Origin of the sequence: Yokenella regensburgei (assembly GCF_003634235.1) — a bacterium.
Lineage (GTDB): Bacteria > Pseudomonadota > Gammaproteobacteria > Enterobacterales > Enterobacteriaceae > Yokenella > Yokenella regensburgei.
The window spans coordinates 1-13,907 of record NZ_RBIZ01000011.1 but is presented as its reverse complement, the minus strand read 5'-3'; the positions used below and the strand labels follow the sequence as shown (position 1 = coordinate 13,907).

The following is a 13,907-nucleotide window of genomic DNA, read 5'->3' as shown; positions in this document are numbered from 1 at the left end:
TGAATTATTGCGAGGCGCGTCCCAACCAGCTATCCCAGTCTTTCCACACCGGCTGTAATCCTTGTGCAACTAACGCGCTGGCGACCTCTTCCGGCCGACGACCATCATGCGGTGCAAACTGCTCAAGCTCCGGATGGTCATCAGCGTAGCCACCCGGCTGGGTTTTTGAAAAGGCGCTGACATTGTTAATGGCAAGGGGGATCACCCGATCGCGGAACCACGGAGATTCACGCGTGGAGAGCGAAAGCTCAACCTCCGGTGACAGCAGGCGAAATGCGCAGATGGTTTGCACGAGCTGGCGTTCATCCATGATGGAGGCAGGTTCAATACCCCCGGTGCAGGGTCGCAGTCGCGGGAAGGAAATAGAGTAGCGGCTCTGCCAGTAGTGTTGCTGCAACCAAAGCAGGTGTTCCGCCACCATATAGCAATCTACGCGCCAGCTGTCAGAAAGGCCAATCAGAGCGCCGAGGCCAATTTTGTCGATACCGGCGCGGCCCAGACGGTCCGGGGTTTCCAGTCGCCAGAAAAAATCCTGCTTGTTCCCTTTAAGATGATGCTTTGCATACATCGCCTCATGGTAGGTCTCCTGGTAAACCATAACGCCGTCGAGCCCCAGCGTTTTTAGTTCGGCATATTCGGCCTGTGGCATGGGCTGAACTTCCATTTGCAGCGAGGAAAAACGCTGACGAATGGCTGGCAGATGCTGGCGAAAATAGTCCATTCCCACCTTAGCCTGATGCTCTCCTGTGACCAGCAGCAGGTGCTCGAAGCCCATTTCACGGATCGCGTTGCATTCGCGCTCGATCTCGTCGGCATCGAGCGTTTTGCGCTTGATGCGGTTGCTCATCGAAAAACCGCAGTAGGTACAATCGTTGGCGCACAGGTTGGAAAGATACAGTGGAACATAAAAGCTGACGGTATTGCCGAAGCGCTGGCGCGTGAGGCGCTGTGCGCGCTGCGCCATCGGCTCGAGAAACGCGTCGGCGGCGGGGGAGAGTAGCGCCATCATATCCTCCCGCGTGGGCAGACGCGCATTCAGCGCCCGCTCAACGTCGGCGGGCGTTTTACTGTTGATTCGCAGGCGGATATCGTCCCAGTTGAGCTGCCGCCAGCGATCGCTAAACGAGGTCATGACAGCGTCTCCAGGAATCCGGTCAGCGGGCTGGTGGCCTGTGCGTGCAGGCTACGCGCACCTGGCCCGGACTGACGCGCCAGAATGCCCGCCTCAACGGCGAGACGAAATGCACGAGCCATGGCGACGGGATCGTCCGCAACGGCAATCGCGGTGTTCACCAGCACCGCATCGGCACCCATCTCCAGGGCCTGCGCTGCATGGCTGGGAACGCCAATTCCGGCATCAACCACCACCGGAACACCGGACTGAGCGATGATTATCTCCAGCATCGCGCGGGTTTCCAGACCCTGATTTGAACCAATCGGCGCCCCCAGCGGCATCACTGCCGCACAGCCGACCTCTTCAAGACGTTTACACAGCACCGGGTCCGCACCGCAGTAGGGCAACACAATAAACCCCTGTTTTACCAACGCTTCTGCGGCTTTCAGCGTCTCGATGGGGTCTGGCAACAGCCAGCGCGCATCGGGGTGGATCTCAAGCTTCAGCCAGCGGGTACCCAGCGCTTCCCGTGCCAGCTGGGCGGCGAAAATCGCCTCTTCGGCGGTTTTGGCTCCCGAGGTGTTAGGTAGCAGCGTGACGCCCGCGGCGAGCAGAGGCGCCAGGATCGCGTCGTTGTGCTCACGCAGATCGACACGTTTCATGGCAAGGGTCACCAGTTGACTGCCCGAGGCGCGAATCGCCTCAACCATCAGCTGTGGCGATGCGAATTTGCCTGTTCCAGTGAAAAGGTGTGAATCAAAGACTTTATCGGCAATCTGTAACATCTTAGCCTCCGGCAATAACCTGAAAAAGCAGGATAGTGTCGCCGTCCTGCAGATGATGGGCTGCCCACTGATCACGGGGAAGGATCTGTTGGTTGAGCGCCAGCGCAATGCCGGGTTTATGCTGCGCCAACTGTTCAAGCAGTCCGGCGACGGTTGTCGTTTCGGCACACTGGATAGGCTCGTCGTTAAACCGAATCTGCATGCAAGCCTCCACATACCGGGCACGCCTGCGAGCGGCGCAGCGCCAGGGTTCGCCAGCCGCTGTTGCGGGCATCAAACAGCCGTAGCTCGTTGCGAACGGTGTCCATTCCGCAGAGCAGTTTGATAGCCTCAAGTGCCTGCAGTGTGCCCATCATTCCCACCACCGGGCCGACTATACCGGCGGTACGGCAGTTGCGCTCCGGCTCGTGTTCATCAGGCCACAGACAGCGGTAACAGCCCTGCGTCCACGGCGGTGTGAGCACCATCATCTGCCCACCAAAACCGACGGCGCTGGCGGTGATTAAGGGGGTGTCGAGCGCCACGCAGGCGGCGTTGATGGCCTGACGCGTGGCCATGTTGTCAGTACAGTCGAGCACCACGTCGGCAAGTGCCACCTGTTCGTGCAGCGCTTTGCCCTGAAGCCGTTCCGTCAGGGCAATCAGCGCGTTGTGCGGGTTAAGCTGGTGCAGCCGCTGGCGCGCCGCCTGGGCTTTAGGCTGCGCGACATCTTCGGTGCTGAAAAGGATCTGCCGTTGCAGGTTGCTGATATGTACATCGTCGTTGTCAGCGAGCACCAGCGTGCCGACTCCGGCACCGGCGAGGTACAGTGCAGCCGGTGAGCCAAGCCCGCCAAGACCCACAATCAGCACCCGGCTGTTCAGCAGTTTTTGCTGACCTTCAACCGCAATATCCTCCAGCAGGATCTGGCGGCTGTAGCGCATAAAGTCCTGGTCATTCATCGCCCACTCCTGCTAACTCAAGCAGCTTTGCCGTGGCAGCCTGCCAGTCCGCGGCCTGGGTAATGGCACTGACCACAGCAATACTGCCGACGCCGGTAGCCAGAACCGGTGCGGCGCGTTCAAGGCTTATCCCACCTATTGCCACTGTAGGGTAGTCCTTCAGACGAGCAATATGCGCTGCCAGCTGCTCGAGCCCCTGAGGAGACGAAGGCATCTGCTTGGTCTGTGTCGGGAAGACGTGACCGAGTGCGATATAAGAAGGACGCGCTGCCAGGGCGACGTCAATCTCCATGTCGTCGTGGGTTGATACACCGAGCCGCAGCCCGGCAGCACGAATGGCGTTCAGGTCGGTCGTCTCAAGATCTTCCTGACCGAGATGTACGCCATACGCATTGTGCTTAATTGCCAGGCGCCAGTAGTCGTTGATGAACAGGCGGGCGTCGTAACGACGCCCCAGCGCAATGGCGGCGGCCACGTCCGCTTCTACCTCTGCGTCGCGCTTATCCTTGATGCGTAGCTGAAGTGTGCGTACCCCTGCCTGCAACAGACGTTCGATCCACTCAACGCTATCAACCACCGGGTAAAGTCCCAGTCGGAAGGGAACGGATGGAAAATCAGGTTGATACATCACACCTCCTCCTGTTTGAGGTAGATTTCCCCCCCTTTGGCGCGGAAGTTGTTCGACATATCCGCCATCCCTACTTCAATAGCCTGTTTTGCCGCGTAGTCGCGCACTTCCTGGGTGATTTTCATCGAGCAGAATTTCGGTCCGCACATTGAGCAGAAGTGGGCGACTTTACCGGATTCCTGCGGCAGGGTTTCATCGTGGTAGGCGCGGGCGGTGAACGGGTCGAGCGCCAGGTTGAACTGATCTTCCCAGCGGAATTCAAAGCGTGCTTTCGACATGGCGTTATCGCGGATCTGCGCCCCAGGGTGTCCTTTCGCCAGGTCAGCGGCGTGGGCGGCGATTTTGTAGGTAATCAGCCCCTGTTTAACATCTTCTTTATTTGGCAGGCCGAGGTGCTCTTTTGGCGTGACATAGCAGAGCATTGCACAGCCGAACCAGCCGATCATTGCAGCACCAATGCCGGAGGTGAAGTGGTCATAACCCGGTGCGATGTCGGTAGTCAATGGCCCCAGTGTATAGAACGGGGCTTCGTGGCAATGCTCCAGCTCTTCGGTCATGTTGCGGCGGATCATCTGCATTGGCACATGTCCTGGACCTTCAATCATTACCTGTACGTCATATTCCCAGGCGATTTTGGTCAGTTCGCCAAGGGTGTGTAGTTCAGCAAACTGGGCTTCGTCGTTGGCATCCTGAATGGAGCCCGGACGCAGACCGTCGCCCAGCGACAAAGAAACATCATAGGCGGCGCAGATTTCGCAAATCTCGCGGAAGCGCTCGTAGAGGAAGTTCTCTTTATGATGGGAAAGGCACCACTTCGCCATGATAGATCCACCGCGCGAAACAATACCTGTCAGGCGTTTGGCGGTCATCGGAACGTAGCGCAGCAGGACGCCTGCGTGAATGGTGAAGTAGTCCACGCCCTGTTCCGCCTGCTCCAGCAGGGTATCGCGGAACGCTTCCCAGGTAAGATCTTCGGCGATCCCGTTCACCTTCTCCAGCGCCTGGTAGATCGGAACCGTACCGATTGGCACCGGGCTGTTACGCAGGATCCACTCACGGGTTTCATGAATATAGCGGCCGGTGGAGAGATCCATCACTGTGTCTGCGCCCCAGCGGGTCGACCACACTAATTTCTCCACTTCTTCTTCGATAGAAGAGGTCACCGCCGAGTTACCGATGTTGGCGTTGACCTTCACGAGGAAGTTGCGCCCGATGATCATCGGTTCTGATTCAGGGTGGTTAATATTTGCTGGAATGATGGCGCGGCCGGCGGCAACTTCATCGCGAACGAATTCCGGTGTGATGTTTTCCGGCAGACGGGCACCAAAGCCCTCTCCCGGATGCTGGTGGCGGAGCACTTCGCTGCGGATACGCTCGCGGCCCATGTTTTCGCGAATGGCGATGAATTCCATCTCCGGGGTCACAATCCCCTGGCGGGCATAGTGCAGTTGAGTCACGCATTTACCCGCTTTGGCGCGTTTTGGCGTGAGGAGGCCGGTGAAGCGCAGTTCATCAAGGCCATCGTCTGCCAGGCGCTCTTTGGCCCAGGCAGAGCTACGGTCGCTGAGTACTTCGCTGTCGTGACGGGCTTCAATCCACGGCAGGCGCAGCTTCTCAAGGCCCTGCTGGACGTTAATTGCAATAGCCGGGTCGCCATAAGGGCCGGAGGTGTCATAAACCGGAACGGCTTCGTTCTCTTCAAACTGCGGGTTATCTTTGCTGCCACCGGTGAGGGTGGGGCTCAGCTGGATTTCACGCATGGGGACGCGGATATCCGGCTGCGAACCTTCAATATAGATACGTAATGAGTTGGGGAACGCGGTGCCTTCCAGGGTATCGATAAAGTGTTGGGCCTGGGCGCGCTGTTCGCGGCGTGACGGTTTAGTAGTTGCAGACATAGCTCATTCCAGATAGTAAAGGACATGGCTTGTCAGACGACGGAGGGAGTAATGGGTGTGCGCACCCCTGAGGGTAGCAGCGTAAAGCTGGATTACTCTTGTTCCCTTCGCAGGTTTTAACCTGATCAGGTTCCGCGGATCCCGAATTAACGGTCTCAGCCCGTGTTCGCACACTGGGCACTCCGACAAGATAGCAATCCCCTCCGCAGAGGGGAACGGATGTAAACTACGCGTTAATGATTAAGAACTCAAGCGGGACGTACCGCGCTTGTGCCGTTGAGATTGAGGTTGTTGTCAAACGCCAGCACGATGAGCTTATCTTCCAGCGCGAAACGAGCTTCCAGCGCCTCACCTATCCCGGACAACGCCTGCTGAAACTCGCGGTAGTTGTCGTGATCGATGGCATTTTCAAGATTAGAGTCGTAGTAATCCATGATCTGCTGGGTGTTGGCTTCCAGCCGAGAGCACAGTTTTGTCGCCGTTAAATGTGGGTTATTCCCTTCCATTTCGCTGATAATGCGTTCATAAATATTAAAATGTCCGGCGGAAAGATAGTCCACCAGGCCCTGACAGAAATCATCCAGCGCTTTTTCATTCAGACGCATATAGGATTCTTTGCCAGGCTTGATGCCAACCAGATTGTAGTAAGTCACGAGCAGATGCTTACGCACATGTAGCCACTGATCGATGAATTTACTTGTTCCGCCAACGCGTTCGGTCAGGCTTTCTAACTGGTTTAGCATGTTTGACTCCGCAATTTAAGATTTAAAACGGCTCACCTGAAATGTAAAAATTATGTTGTCAAGGTGCCAGTGAAGCGAAGGTAGTGCAATAGATATGGATCGTATAATTGAAAAATTAGACAGCGGTTGGTGGATAGTCAGCCATGAACAGAAATTATGGCTACCGCAGGGTGAATTACCATACGGTAAGGCAGGAAATTACGATCTTGTGGGACAGACCGCACTTCAGATAGGTGAATGGCAGGGCGAGCCGGTCTGGCTGGTGCAGCAAAAACGCCAGCATGATATGGCCTCGGTACGCCAGGTGATTGACCAGGATGTGGGGCTGTTTCAGCTTGCTGGCCGTGGCGTACAACTGGCGGAGTTCTATCGTTCTCATAAGTATTGTGGCTACTGCGGGCATACCATGCACCCGAGCAAAACCGAATGGGCGATGCTCTGCAGCCACTGTCGTGAACGCTATTATCCGCAGATTGCACCCTGCATGATTGTCGCCATTCGCCGTGACGATACCCTTCTCCTGGCCCAGCACACCCGGCATCGTAACGGTGTACATACCGTGCTGGCAGGCTTTGTTGAAGTGGGGGAAACCCTGGAACAGACGGTCGCGCGTGAGGTAATGGAGGAGAGCGGTATCAAGGTGAAAAACCTGCGTTACGTGACCTCGCAACCCTGGCCGTTCCCGCAATCGCTGATGACCGCTTTTATGGCCGATTATGACAGCGGCGAGATAGTGATTGATAAGAAAGAGCTGCTGGAGGCGAACTGGTATCGCTATGACAATTTACCGCTTCTACCTCCGCCGGGTACGGTGGCGCGACGGCTGATTGAAGATACCGTGGCAATGTGTCGGGCAGAGTACGAATGACATGATAGACTGGCGCTCTGTAGCTAAAGGAATGTGAAAATGACCGAACTGAAAAACGATCGTTACCTGCGCGCGCTGCTGCGCCAGCCAGTAGATGTCACTCCGGTATGGATGATGAGACAGGCTGGGCGCTATTTGCCGGAGTACAAAGCCACCCGTGCACAAGCGGGCGACTTCATGTCGCTGTGCAAAAATGCGGAGCTGGCGTGTGAAGTCACGCTGCAACCGCTGCGTCGTTACCCGCTGGATGCGGCGATCCTCTTTTCCGATATTTTGACCATTCCTGATGCAATGGGGCTGGGGCTCTACTTCGAAGCCGGAGAAGGCCCGCGCTTCACTTCACCGTTAAAGAATAAAGCGGATGTAGACCGCCTGCCGATCCCCGATCCGGAGCAGGAGCTGGGTTACGTCATGAACGCGGTGCGCACCATTCGCCGTGAGCTGAAAGGCGAAGTTCCGCTGATTGGTTTTTCCGGCAGCCCGTGGACGCTGGCGACCTACATGGTGGAAGGGGGCAGCAGCAAAGCCTTCACCGTGATTAAAAAGATGATGTATGCCGAACCGGCCACGCTGCACGCGCTGCTGGATAAGCTTGCGAAAAGCGTCACTCTGTATCTGAATGCACAGATCAAAGCGGGTGCGCAGTCAGTAATGATTTTCGATACCTGGGGCGGCGTGCTGACCGGGCGTGACTATCAGCAGTTCTCGTTGTACTACATGCATAAAATTGTCGATGGCCTGCTGCGAGAAAACGAAGGGCGTCGGGTACCGGTAACGCTGTTTACCAAAGGCGGCGGCCAGTGGCTGGAAGCGATGGCTGAAACCGGCTGCGATGCCTTAGGTCTCGACTGGAGTACCGATATCGCCGATGCGCGCCGTCGCGTTGGGCATAAAGTTGCGCTGCAGGGCAACATGGATCCTTCCATGCTGTATGCGACTCCTGCCCGAATCGAAGAGGAAGTTGCGTCGATCCTCGCGGGCTTTGGCCAGGGGGAAGGTCATGTCTTCAACCTGGGGCACGGCATTCATCAGGACGTTCCGCCAGAGCACGCGGGTGCGTTTGTAGAAGCGGTGCATCGTCTCTCTGCGCCGTACCACCGCTAAGGCTCAGGTATGGATCTCGCGTCGCTTCGCGCTCAGCAACTCGACCTCGCGGCAAGCGTTATCCGCGAGGATAACCTGGCCTGCAATCCGCCGAAGATAATTGGCGGGGCAGACGTTGGGTTTGAAGAGGGTGGGGAAGTGACGCGGGCGGCGATGGTGCTCCTGAAGTACCCTTCTCTTGAGCTGGTGGAGTACCAGGTGGCGCGCATCGCCACCACCATGCCTTATATTCCGGGCTTTCTCTCCTTCCGTGAAGCCCCGGCGCTGATGGCCGTCTGGCAGCTGTTGTCGCAAAAGCCCGATCTGTTGTTCGTTGACGGACATGGGATTTCGCACCCGCGGCGCCTCGGCGTTGCCAGCCATTTTGGCCTGCTGGTTGACGTGCCGACCATCGGCGTTGCCAAGAAACGCCTGTGCGGTAAGTTTGAGCCGCTTTCGCCCGAACCGGGGGCACTGGCGCCACTCATCGACAAAGGTGAACAGCTGGCCTGGGTGTGGCGCAGCAAAGCGCGCTGCAACCCGCTGTTTATCTCAACCGGGCATCGCGTCAGCCAGGACAGCGCATTGGCATGGGTTCAGCGCTGTATGAAGGGCTACCGTTTACCCGAACCCACCCGCTGGGCAGACGCCGTGGCGTCCGGTCGTCCGGCGTTTCGCCGCCTGCAAGCAATTCGCCCCTGATTCAGGTACACTGCGGCTAATTATCGATTCCGAGATCTCATCATGTTACAAAACCCGATTCATCTGCGTCTGGAGCGGCTGGAAAGCTGGCAGCACACCACGTTTATGGCCTGCCTGTGTGAACGCATGTTCCCGAACTATGCGATGTTCTGCAAGGAGACCGAGTTCGGCGAAGCGCAGCTGTACCGTCGCATTCTTGATCTGATCTGGGAAACGCTGACGGTGAAAGATGCAAAGGTGAACTTCGACAGCCAACTGGAAAAGCTGGAAGAGGCCATTCCTTCCGCCGATGACTACGATATGTACGGTGTCTACCCGGCCATCGATGCCTGCGTGGCGTTGAGTGAACTTGTTCACTCACGGCTGAGCGGTGAAACGCTGGAACATGCCATTGAGGTTAGTAAGACTTCAATCACCACCGTGGCGATGCTGGAAATGACCCAGGCCGGTCGTGAAATGACCGACGAAGAGCTCAAAGAAAACCCGGCAGTTGAGCAGGAATGGGATATTCAATGGGAAATTTTCCGCCTTCTGGCCGACTGTGAGGAGCGTGATATTGAGCTTATCAAAGGGCTGCGCGCCGACCTCCGTGAGGCGGGTGAGAGCAATATCGGTATAATTTTTCAGCAATGAGACAACAAAACGTGATTTACCGCCTGATTTGTCGTGCCTGAAGGCTTCACATCTGCCCCCCGTCTGGTCTACATTTGGAGGGCGAAAAAAAGTGGCTATCGGTGCGTGTATGCAGGAGAGTGCTTTTCTGGCATTTCCGTCGCACTCGATGCTTAGCAAGCGATAAACACATTGTAAGGATAACTTATGAACAAGACTCAACTGATTGATGTAATTGCGGACAAGGCTGATCTGTCTAAAGCACAGGCAAAATCTGCTCTGGAATCCACCCTGGCTGCTATTACTGAGTCTCTGAAAGAAGGTGATGCTGTACAACTGGTTGGTTTCGGTACCTTCAAAGTGAACCACCGCGCTGAGCGCACTGGCCGCAACCCGCAGACCGGTAAAGAAATCAAAATCGCCGCAGCTAACGTCCCGGCGTTTGTTTCTGGTAAAGCACTGAAAGACGCAGTTAAGTAAGACCGCGTGGCAGTGAACAGTTTTAACGGAGGGGCGGTGTTATCGCCCCTTTTGTCCGTCTGGCGCCGTTCTCTTGCGCTGGCGGCTGTTCTGTTGCTGTCCGCCTGTAGCCATAACTCCACACTCCCGCCGTTCACGGCCAGTGGCTACGTCGACGACCAGGGCGCTGTGCGTATCTGGCGTAAAGACACTAACGGAGAAACGCATCTCCTCGCCGCATTCAGCCCATGGCGAAGCGGTAGCACCACAACCAGCGAATACCGCTGGCAGGGTGACCTGTTGACGCTCATCGAGCTCAACATCATGAGTAAACCTCCCGAACATATCCGCGTGCGCTTTGACGATCAGGGCGAGCTAAGCTTTATGCAGCGTGAAGTGGATGGTCAAAAGCAGCAGCTTTCCAGCGACCAGATTGCGCTGTACCGCTACCGCGCCGACCAAATTCGTCAAACCAGCGATGCGCTACGTCAGGGGCGCGTCGTGTTACGCCAGGGGCGCTGGCATGCCAACGGCACGGTAACCACCTGTGAAGGGCAAACCGTGAAACCCGATCTGGATACGCTGGCGATTGATCATATCGAAAAACGCCAGAGCCGCTCCTCAATGGAGGTCAGCGTGGCATGGCTGGAAGCGAAAGAGGGGTCACAGCTGTTGCTGGTGGCCAACGAAGACTTCTGTACCTGGCAGCCAACGGAAAAGAATTTTTAGCGTGGATCGTGCTGATCCCCTCTCCCTGCCGGGAGAGGGAATGGGTATCGCTTACTCGCCCTGCTCGCGGGCAATCGCCCGATAGCCGATGTCTTTGCGGCTGAAGCAATCTTCCCAGTAAATATCCTGCATCAGCGCATTGGCGCGTTTCTGCGCCTCAGCAACGGTATCACCCAGCGCGGTGACGCACAGTACTCGTCCACCATTAGTTAACACCTGGTCGTCAGCGGAAAGCGTGGTGCCGGCGTGGAACACCTTACCGTCAGCAGCGTCTTTCAGCGGCAGACCGTGAATAACGTCGCCGGTACGATAGTTGCCAGGATAACCACCTGCAGCAATAACCACGCCGAGGGATGCACGGCTATCCCACTCAGAGGTTTTCTCATTAAGCTTCCCGTCGCAGGCGGCGAGACACAGTTCAACCAGATCGGACTGCAGGCGCAGCATGATAGGCTGGGTTTCCGGATCGCCGAAGCGGCAGTTGAACTCGATAACCTTCGGGTTACCCTGCTTGTCGATCATCAGCCCGGCATACAGGAAACCGGTGTAGGTATTCCCTTCCGCCGCCATCCCGCGAACGGTTGGCCAGATGACTCGTTCCATGGTGCGCTGGTGAACTTCATCGGTGACCACCGGCGCCGGAGAGTAAGCGCCCATACCGCCGGTGTTCGGGCCGGTATCGCCGTCGCCGACGCGCTTGTGATCCTGGCTGGTTGCCATCGGCAGCACATGCTCACCGTCAACCATCACGATAAAGCTGGCTTCTTCACCGTCGAGGAACTCCTCAATAACGATGCGATGGCCTGCGTCGCCAAAGGCGTTCCCGGCCAGCATGTCGTTCACCGCGGCTTCTGCCTCTTCAAGCGTCATCGCTACGATAACACCTTTCCCGGCGGCCAGACCGTCGGCTTTGATGACGATCGGCGCACCTTTTTCACGCAGGTAGGCCAGCGCGGGCTCCACTTCGGTAAAGTTCTGATATTCCGCCGTCGGGATTTTGTGACGTGCGAGGAAATCTTTGGTGAAAGCCTTGGAGCCTTCCAGCTGTGCGGCACCGGCGGTGGGGCCGAAAATCTTCAGCCCGGCTTCGCGGAACGCATCCACCACGCCAATCACCAGCGGCGCTTCCGGCCCGACGATCGTCAGGTCGACATGTGAGTCCTGGGCAAACTTCAGTAATGCGGGAACGTCGGTTGGATTAATCGCCACGTTCTGCAGTCCTGGCTCGAGAGCCGTACCGGCGTTACCAGGTGCAACAAACACGGTGTCTACCTGCGGTGACTGTGCGACTTTCCACGCCAGCGCATGTTCGCGACCGCCGTTACCGATAATTAATACTTTCATTCGTTGCTCCCTGTATTAGTGACGGAAGTGGCGCATGTCGGTGAAGATCATCGCAATGCCGTGCTCATCGGCGGCGGCGATAACTTCATCATCGCGAATGGAGCCACCCGGCTGAATCACGCAGGTCACTCCCACGGCCGCTGCGGCATCAATACCATCGCGGAACGGGAAGAAGGCATCAGAAGCCATCGCCGAGCCTTTGACTTCCAGCCCTTCGTCACCGGCTTTGATCCCGGCGATCTTCGCGGAGTACACGCGGCTCATCTGACCGGCACCTATTCCGATAGTCATATTCTCTTTGGCATAGACGATGGCATTGGATTTCACGAACTTAGCCACTTTCCAGCAGAACAGCGCATCACGCAGTTCCTGCTCGCTCGGCTGGCGCTTGCTGACCACGCGCAGTTCATCCTTTGTCACCATGCCCAGGTCACGGTCCTGAACCAGCAAACCGCCGTTAACACGTTTGAAATCGAGGCCCGGAGTTCGCGCGGCCCACTCGCCACAGGTCAGAACGCGGACGTTCTGTTTAGCGGCGGTAATTTTCAGGGCTTCCAGAGAGGCCGTTGGGGCGATGATCACTTCCACGAACTGACGGGAGATGATTGCCTGTGCGGTTTCGGCATCCAGTTCGCGGTTAAAGGCGATGATGCCGCCGAAAGCGGAGGTTGGATCGGTTTTGTAAGCACGATCGTAGGCGTCCAGAATCGAAGTGCTCACCGCCACGCCGCACGGATTCGCGTGCTTCACGATAACGCAGGCAGGCTCGCTGAACTCTTTCACACATTCCAGCGCCGCGTCGGTGTCAGCGATGTTGTTATAAGAGAGGGCTTTACCCTGTAGCTGTTGGGCGGTTGCTACGGACGCTTCGTTGATCTCTTCTTCTATATAGAAGGCAGCTTGCTGATGGCTGTTTTCGCCATAGCGCATATCCTGCTTCTTAATGAAGTTCAGGTTCAGGGTACGTGGGAAACGACCAGACGCTTCTTTAGACTCGCCATGATAGGCCGGCACCATGCTGCCGAAGTAGTTGGCGATCATGCTGTCGTAAGCGGCGGTGTGTTCGAAAGCTTTGATGGCGAGATCGAAACGAGTATCGAGCGTCAGGGAACCGTCGTTGGCATCCATCTCTTTAATAATAGAGGTGTAGTCGCTGCTCTTTACAACGATGGCGACATCTTTATGGTTCTTGGCCGCCGAGCGCACCATCGTCGGCCCGCCGATATCGATGTTCTCGACGGCGTCTTCCAGCGAGCAACTTTCACGGGCAACGGTCTGTGCAAACGGATACAGGTTAACAACCACCATATCGATCGGCGCGATCCCGTGTTGATCCATAATCCCATCATCCTGACCGCGACGGCCGAGAATGCCACCATGAACTTTCGGGTGCAGGGTTTTAACGCGTCCATCCATCATTTCCGGAAAACCGGTGTAGTCGGAGACTTCGGTAACCGGTAAACCTTTATCTGCTAACAGGCGGGCAGTACCACCGGTAGACAGCAGCTCGACGCCGCGTGCGGAGAGTGCCTGTGCGAATTCGACGATACCGGCTTTATCAGAAACACTGAGAAGCGCGCGGCGGACTGGACGACGTTGTTGCATGGTATAAATCCCCAGGATTTGAACATTACAGAGAGCGTTAGATGAATTTTCCCTAAAAAAACTCAGCTAACGCGCCTGGCCAGGCATCCTTGTCTTTGCGCGGCATTGTAACGAAAACGTTTGCGCAACGCTCGCGAATTTTTCCCTTTTCTCTGCTTTGTGGATAACTCTGTGTGTAAATGGGTATAAGGCGGGGTTTTGCTGTGGAATGCAGCAGTCAGTCATTTTTCTGCAATTTAACTATTGCGAGCGCTCGAGAACTCCCTATAATGCGCCTCCATCGACACGGAACAACGGCAAGCAAGCCGCCGGGTTGAAAGAGTTTCTCCGGAAATTCTGCCAGAGAAAAGCGAAAATAATCGCTTGACTCTGAAGGAGGAAAGCGTAATATACGCC

At 56.5% G+C, this 13,907-nt stretch carries 15 protein-coding genes and 1 riboswitch; of the genes, 6 read left to right on the top strand and 9 right to left on the bottom strand.

Features of this window, described 5'->3' with window-relative positions:
* Positions 1–4: 4 nt before the first annotated feature.
* The 7 genes from thiH to C7387_RS22735 all read right to left on the bottom strand — a co-directional run bounded on the left by thiH (position 5) and on the right by C7387_RS22735 (position 6,109).
* The gene (gene thiH, locus C7387_RS22765) at positions 5–1,132 is read right to left on the bottom strand and encodes a 2-iminoacetate synthase ThiH (protein WP_120817547.1); all 1,128 of its coding nucleotides are present in this window, start codon (positions 1,130–1,132) and stop codon (positions 5–7) included.
* The gene (thiG, locus tag C7387_RS22760; protein WP_120817546.1) at positions 1,129–1,899 is read right to left on the bottom strand and encodes a thiazole synthase; all 771 of its coding nucleotides are present in this window, start codon (positions 1,897–1,899) and stop codon (positions 1,129–1,131) included. The genes thiH and thiG overlap by 4 nt, the downstream gene beginning before the upstream one ends.
* A gap of 1 nt (position 1,900) precedes the next feature.
* Positions 1,901–2,101 carry a sulfur carrier protein ThiS gene (gene thiS / locus C7387_RS22755; protein ID WP_006816559.1) on the bottom strand — a complete coding sequence of 67 codons (201 nt, stop codon included), beginning with the start codon at positions 2,099–2,101 and terminating at the stop codon, positions 1,901–1,903.
* Positions 2,085–2,840: a HesA/MoeB/ThiF family protein gene (locus tag C7387_RS22750; RefSeq protein ID WP_120817545.1), complete on the bottom strand. Its 756-nt coding sequence runs from the start codon at positions 2,838–2,840 to the stop codon at positions 2,085–2,087. Before C7387_RS22750 ends, thiS begins: the two co-directional genes overlap by 17 nt.
* Positions 2,833–3,468, bottom strand: a complete 636-nt coding sequence (gene thiE / locus C7387_RS22745; RefSeq protein WP_006816561.1) for a thiamine phosphate synthase — start codon at positions 3,466–3,468, stop codon at positions 2,833–2,835. Before thiE ends, C7387_RS22750 begins: the two co-directional genes overlap by 8 nt.
* Positions 3,468–5,366, bottom strand: coding sequence for a phosphomethylpyrimidine synthase ThiC (gene thiC / locus C7387_RS22740; protein ID WP_120817544.1), 1,899 nt, complete (start codon positions 5,364–5,366; stop codon positions 3,468–3,470). Before thiC ends, thiE begins: the two co-directional genes overlap by 1 nt.
* An 85-nt stretch (positions 5,367–5,451) precedes the next feature.
* Positions 5,452–5,561: riboswitch (TPP riboswitch) on the bottom strand.
* Positions 5,562–5,614: 53 nt separating this feature from the next.
* Positions 5,615–6,109, bottom strand: coding sequence for an Rsd/AlgQ family anti-sigma factor (locus tag C7387_RS22735; RefSeq protein ID WP_006816563.1), 495 nt, complete (start codon positions 6,107–6,109; stop codon positions 5,615–5,617).
* Between the two features lie 94 nt (positions 6,110–6,203).
* On the opposite strand from C7387_RS22735, the gene nudC reads away from it, so the two are divergent.
* From nudC to C7387_RS22705, 6 genes are all read left to right on the top strand, one after another.
* Entirely contained in the window at positions 6,204–6,977 is a 774-nt protein-coding gene (gene nudC / locus C7387_RS22730; protein WP_006816564.1) for an NAD(+) diphosphatase, read from the top strand.
* A gap of 39 nt (positions 6,978–7,016) precedes the next feature.
* Complete coding sequence (gene hemE, locus C7387_RS22725; RefSeq protein ID WP_006816565.1) at positions 7,017–8,081, top strand: uroporphyrinogen decarboxylase; 1,065 nt, start codon at positions 7,017–7,019, stop codon at positions 8,079–8,081.
* Between the two features lie 9 nt (positions 8,082–8,090).
* Entirely contained in the window at positions 8,091–8,762 is a 672-nt protein-coding gene (nfi, locus tag C7387_RS22720; protein ID WP_038252893.1) for a deoxyribonuclease V, read from the top strand.
* A gap of 42 nt (positions 8,763–8,804) precedes the next feature.
* A complete protein-coding gene (locus C7387_RS22715; RefSeq protein ID WP_006816567.1) occupies positions 8,805–9,395 on the top strand; it encodes a YjaG family protein in 591 nt (196 codons plus the stop codon).
* A 186-nt stretch (positions 9,396–9,581) separates the two neighbouring features.
* Entirely contained in the window at positions 9,582–9,854 is a 273-nt protein-coding gene (gene hupA, locus C7387_RS22710; RefSeq protein ID WP_006816568.1) for a nucleoid-associated protein HU-alpha, read from the top strand.
* Positions 9,855–9,866: 12 nt separating this feature from the next.
* Positions 9,867–10,562, top strand: a complete 696-nt coding sequence (locus C7387_RS22705; RefSeq protein WP_120817550.1) for a DUF1481 domain-containing protein — start codon at positions 9,867–9,869, stop codon at positions 10,560–10,562.
* Between the two features lie 51 nt (positions 10,563–10,613).
* On the opposite strand, the gene purD is transcribed toward C7387_RS22705, so the two are convergent.
* Entirely contained in the window at positions 10,614–11,906 is a 1,293-nt protein-coding gene (gene purD, locus C7387_RS22700) for a phosphoribosylamine--glycine ligase (protein WP_006816570.1), read from the bottom strand.
* 15 nt (positions 11,907–11,921) lie between these two features.
* Complete coding sequence (gene purH / locus C7387_RS22695; RefSeq protein ID WP_120817549.1) at positions 11,922–13,511, bottom strand: bifunctional phosphoribosylaminoimidazolecarboxamide formyltransferase/IMP cyclohydrolase; 1,590 nt, start codon at positions 13,509–13,511, stop codon at positions 11,922–11,924.
* Between the last annotated feature and the right edge of the window lie 396 nt (positions 13,512–13,907).

What these genes read in the sequence shown, in the direction of transcription:
- thiH (WP_120817547.1), bottom strand. Translation starts at nt 1,132, where the DNA reads ATGACCTCGTTTAGCGATCGCTGGCGGCAGCTCAACTGGGACGATATC.
- thiG (WP_120817546.1), bottom strand. Translation starts at nt 1,899, where the DNA reads ATGTTACAGATTGCCGATAAAGTCTTTGATTCACACCTTTTCACTGGA.
- thiS (WP_006816559.1), bottom strand. Translation starts at nt 2,101, where the DNA reads ATGCAGATTCGGTTTAACGACGAGCCTATCCAGTGTGCCGAAACGACA.
- C7387_RS22750 (WP_120817545.1), bottom strand. Translation starts at nt 2,840, where the DNA reads ATGAATGACCAGGACTTTATGCGCTACAGCCGCCAGATCCTGCTGGAG.
- thiE (WP_006816561.1), bottom strand. Translation starts at nt 3,468, where the DNA reads ATGTATCAACCTGATTTTCCATCCGTTCCCTTCCGACTGGGACTTTAC.
- thiC (WP_120817544.1), bottom strand. Translation starts at nt 5,366, where the DNA reads ATGTCTGCAACTACTAAACCGTCACGCCGCGAACAGCGCGCCCAGGCC.
- C7387_RS22735 (WP_006816563.1), bottom strand. Translation starts at nt 6,109, where the DNA reads ATGCTAAACCAGTTAGAAAGCCTGACCGAACGCGTTGGCGGAACAAGT.
- nudC (WP_006816564.1), top strand. Translation starts at nt 6,204, where the DNA reads ATGGATCGTATAATTGAAAAATTAGACAGCGGTTGGTGGATAGTCAGC.
- hemE (WP_006816565.1), top strand. Translation starts at nt 7,017, where the DNA reads ATGACCGAACTGAAAAACGATCGTTACCTGCGCGCGCTGCTGCGCCAG.
- nfi (WP_038252893.1), top strand. Translation starts at nt 8,091, where the DNA reads ATGGATCTCGCGTCGCTTCGCGCTCAGCAACTCGACCTCGCGGCAAGC.
- C7387_RS22715 (WP_006816567.1), top strand. Translation starts at nt 8,805, where the DNA reads ATGTTACAAAACCCGATTCATCTGCGTCTGGAGCGGCTGGAAAGCTGG.
- hupA (WP_006816568.1), top strand. Translation starts at nt 9,582, where the DNA reads ATGAACAAGACTCAACTGATTGATGTAATTGCGGACAAGGCTGATCTG.
- purD (WP_006816570.1), bottom strand. Translation starts at nt 11,906, where the DNA reads ATGAAAGTATTAATTATCGGTAACGGCGGTCGCGAACATGCGCTGGCG.
- purH (WP_120817549.1), bottom strand. Translation starts at nt 13,511, where the DNA reads ATGCAACAACGTCGTCCAGTCCGCCGCGCGCTTCTCAGTGTTTCTGAT.